This window comes from Mesotoga infera, from assembly GCA_011045915.1.
GTDB classification, from domain to species: Bacteria; Thermotogota; Thermotogae; order Petrotogales; family Kosmotogaceae; genus Mesotoga; species Mesotoga infera_D.
This window is the reverse complement of the sequence record DSBT01000110.1, coordinates 1-3,254: the sequence shown is the minus strand read 5'-3', so window position 1 is coordinate 3,254 and position 3,254 is coordinate 1. Positions and strand designations below refer to the sequence as shown.

Annotated in this window: 3 protein-coding genes; all 3 read left to right on the top strand. The window is 50.4% G+C overall.

From position 1 onward, the window contains the following. A partial coding sequence (locus ENN47_03850; GenBank protein HDP77314.1) for a hypothetical protein occupies window positions 1–971 on the top strand: 971 nt, incomplete at its 5' end. Window positions 972–1,045: 74 nt separating this feature from the next. Then, window positions 1,046–1,801, top strand: coding sequence for a fumarate hydratase (locus tag ENN47_03845; protein ID HDP77313.1), 756 nt, complete (start codon window positions 1,046–1,048; stop codon window positions 1,799–1,801). Further along, window positions 1,791–2,285 carry a TRZ/ATZ family protein gene (locus ENN47_03840; GenBank protein HDP77312.1) on the top strand — a complete coding sequence of 165 codons (495 nt, stop codon included), beginning with the start codon at window positions 1,791–1,793 and terminating at the stop codon, window positions 2,283–2,285. The genes ENN47_03845 and ENN47_03840 overlap by 11 nt, the downstream gene beginning before the upstream one ends. Window positions 2,286–3,254 lie beyond the last annotated feature (969 nt).

The window sequence follows — 3,254 nt, the reverse complement described above, 5'->3', positions numbered from 1 at the left end:
CTCTCGCACACTATCTCTCATCTTTCATGCTCGAATTTCTGGAAGGCATCGAAGGGCTGAACGCGTCTCTCAGAGTAGTGAACCAGTGTCCTCTCGGAGCTGCGGCGATTACTACGACTGGTTTCGACATTGACAGGCAGCTGGTATCGGATCTTCTTGGGTTTGAAAAGCCGGTGCCAAACTCCTACCAGGCTATTGTCACTTCCCACTGGCTCACCTATCCTTCGATGTGGTTCAAGAGTATTCTCAACGATATAACGCGCCTCATGGCAGACATGGCGCACAAAGCCTCCTGCGAAGTCGGATTGTTAAGCTTTCCAGATGAACTAGTACAGGTTTCCAGCATAATGCCGCAGAAAAGAAATCCGGTCATTATCGAGCATATAAGGATCCAGTCAGGAATGGCCTCTGGCGACTTCCAGAGCCTGATTGACCTCTTCCACAACGTGCCTTACCAAGATGTGAACGAAGTGGCCGACGCGCCGGTTGCAAGCTTCACCAGGGGCTGCGAAACGGTGTCGGGCTTGCTGGAATTGCTGCAAGAGACGCTCCTCAAAGTCTCCGTAGATAAGCAGAGGGTAGATGAGATCGCGATCTCTACCGGCGCTACAACAACGGAACTGGCCGATGAGCTGGTAAGGAGGGAGGGGATCTCCTTTAGAACCGCTCACGGCGTGACTAGTGCCTTTGTGAAGTCGGGATACTCTCTTGAAGCTCTTCGCCGAAGGTTCCTTGAACTGGTGGGAAGGGCCTTGAAAATGGACGATCAGGAGCTGGAGACAGTTCTCTCTCCGCGACACTTCGTTCAAATCCGTAGCGTTCCCGGAGGACCGTCGATTTCTGGCATGGAGAGTGTTGTAGATTTGATGGAAGAGAATTTGAAATTGATTACTCACTCACTGGAAGAACTCAAAAAGAAAGTAGTTGAGAGCGAGGAGCGTTTATCGGAGGAGTTCAACAGTCTGGATTGAGGGGTGGGACTTTGATTTCAGCGAAAAGAATAATCGGAAACCTTGAAGAGGCAATTTCGAGGGCGAACTCGGAGATGGACCCGAAGATCGTGGAACTGCTCGATCTCTATGACGGACCTTTCTCAAGCGTGCTGAGAGAAAACGCAGCAATGGCTAAGGACTCTGGACTCCCTATCTGTCAGGATACGGGATTTCTCGAGTTCTTCGTCTTTCAGGGAAACGAAGTTGCTCTGGAAGAGCCGATAATAGAAACGTTGAATTCGGCAGTCAAAAATGTATACACAGATAGCCCTTTCAGGTACTCCATTGTGTCCGATCCCCTTCTGAACAGGAAAAATACAGGTGATAACACGCCGGTCATATGCCATCTCTTTCCTATAAGGGGAGATGAGTTAGAAATCCGTTTCCTGGTTAAAGGAGGCGGCAGTGAGAATCTTTCCCGGCTTTTCATGTTGAACCCCTCGGCAACAGTGGACGAACTGGTCCACACTGTTGTAGAGTCCCTTAGGGAGAGCGCGGCCAGGGGTTGCCCACCGTTGAAGGTGGGAATTGGGATCGGTGGCAGTTCCGACAAGGCGATGGTACTTGCCAAGCTCGCGCTGACCAGATCCTTCGATGAGAAGCATCCGGATAAGGACTACGCGGCTCTTGAAGAAAGAATACTTCGAGAAGTCAACGATCTGGAGATAGGTTATCAGGGTCTGGGAACAGGGATAACCGCATACTCGGTGCACATTGAAACATATCCGACGCACATCGCCATAATGCCGGTAGGACTCGCGACGGACTGCTATATCGCCAGAAAGGGGAGGGTGATCTTTGAGGATTGAAGAACTGCGCGTCGGCGACGAACTCTCTTATTCAGGCGAGTTTCTCATCATGAGGGACGCCGCGCAGAAACGACTGAAAGAGATGCTCGAAGAAGGCAAGAAGCTGCCTGTCTCTCTTGACGGGGCGATCATTTTTTACGCCGGACCGGCCAAACCTACAAAGGACTCCTTCGGGGCTATCGGCCCTACAACTTCAAACAGGATGGACTCATTTCTTGAAATGTTATTTATGAAAGGTGTTCTGGCAACGGTAGGCAAGGGAAAGAGAAGTAAGCAGGCTGTATCGCTCTGCAAAGAGTACGGAAGGGTTTATTTCCTTGCTCCCAGCGGCGCCGCTGCCGCTCTGGCCGGGAGGATCTCCGACATGACAACTCTTGCTTTCGACGATCTCGGCACTGAAGCAATATTCAAGGTTCATGTTAAAGACTTTCCGCTCTATGTCGCGATCGATTCACTCGGAAACGATGTTTTCATCAGTGAATAGAGGATGATTACTCTGAATACTACTGCAATAGCCCACCTCCTGCAGCTGCTTTGCGTTCTGGGACAAATGCAGCTTTGTACGCTCCCTCACGACATGATCAAGTGCGTTCACAAGACGCCACATACCGTCATACTTAACTCCATTCAGAATCTCGTGTTCGTGGTTTTTGATCTTAACCAAGAACATATCCTCGCTCGGTCTTTTCGGAGAACGGAAAACCAATAATGCCCGAAGGAGTCGCTTTTTGCCTCCTAGTGCGTAAGCACCAGCAGCACTCTTGTTCTAGCAACTGATCTTTTGTTCTTTCCGACCACCAACCCGCTCCTCCCTACCACGGCTCTTCCCGAGACGAAGTGGGCATTGGGTCCCTGAACAATCTTCGCGCATTCCGATTCGGAGGACGGTGGACTGTTGACGTTTGACCTGAGAAGGCCTCCTGCCGAAGGCAGCCTCGGCTTCCGCCTGTGCATAAAGGCGCCTTGATTTCGCTCCGGTAATTCTTCTTGAAGAGAAAAGAAGGCCTATGCATCTTCCGTTTGAAGCCTGACGAATTTGCTATTGAGGATCTTTTCTATATAGAATTAGAAGATATAGAACCACTATTGGAAAGACAAGCAGTCCCGTGATGCTCAGAGCAACTGCGCTGGAGAGTTTAAGTGCGATGAACCCTATCAACGGTCCGCCTGCGATCTGACCGAACGAGTCGAACTGCCTTGCGACAGAGATCACCGTCGCCCTGACACTCGACTCGCTGATCTGTTTATTGATAAGAGCGGCGTACAGAGGATAGTCATTGCGCCTGGCGGCAAAGCCTGCCCAGTAGAATGCGAGTGCAATCTCCAAATTGCCGCTAAGCGAAAACCCGATGAACGCAAATCCAAGCACGAGATTGACTCCAATCAGATACTTCAGAATCACTTTCGATGAAGCGCTTGCCGTGATTCTCTTTGACAGTGCCAGAGTTATCAT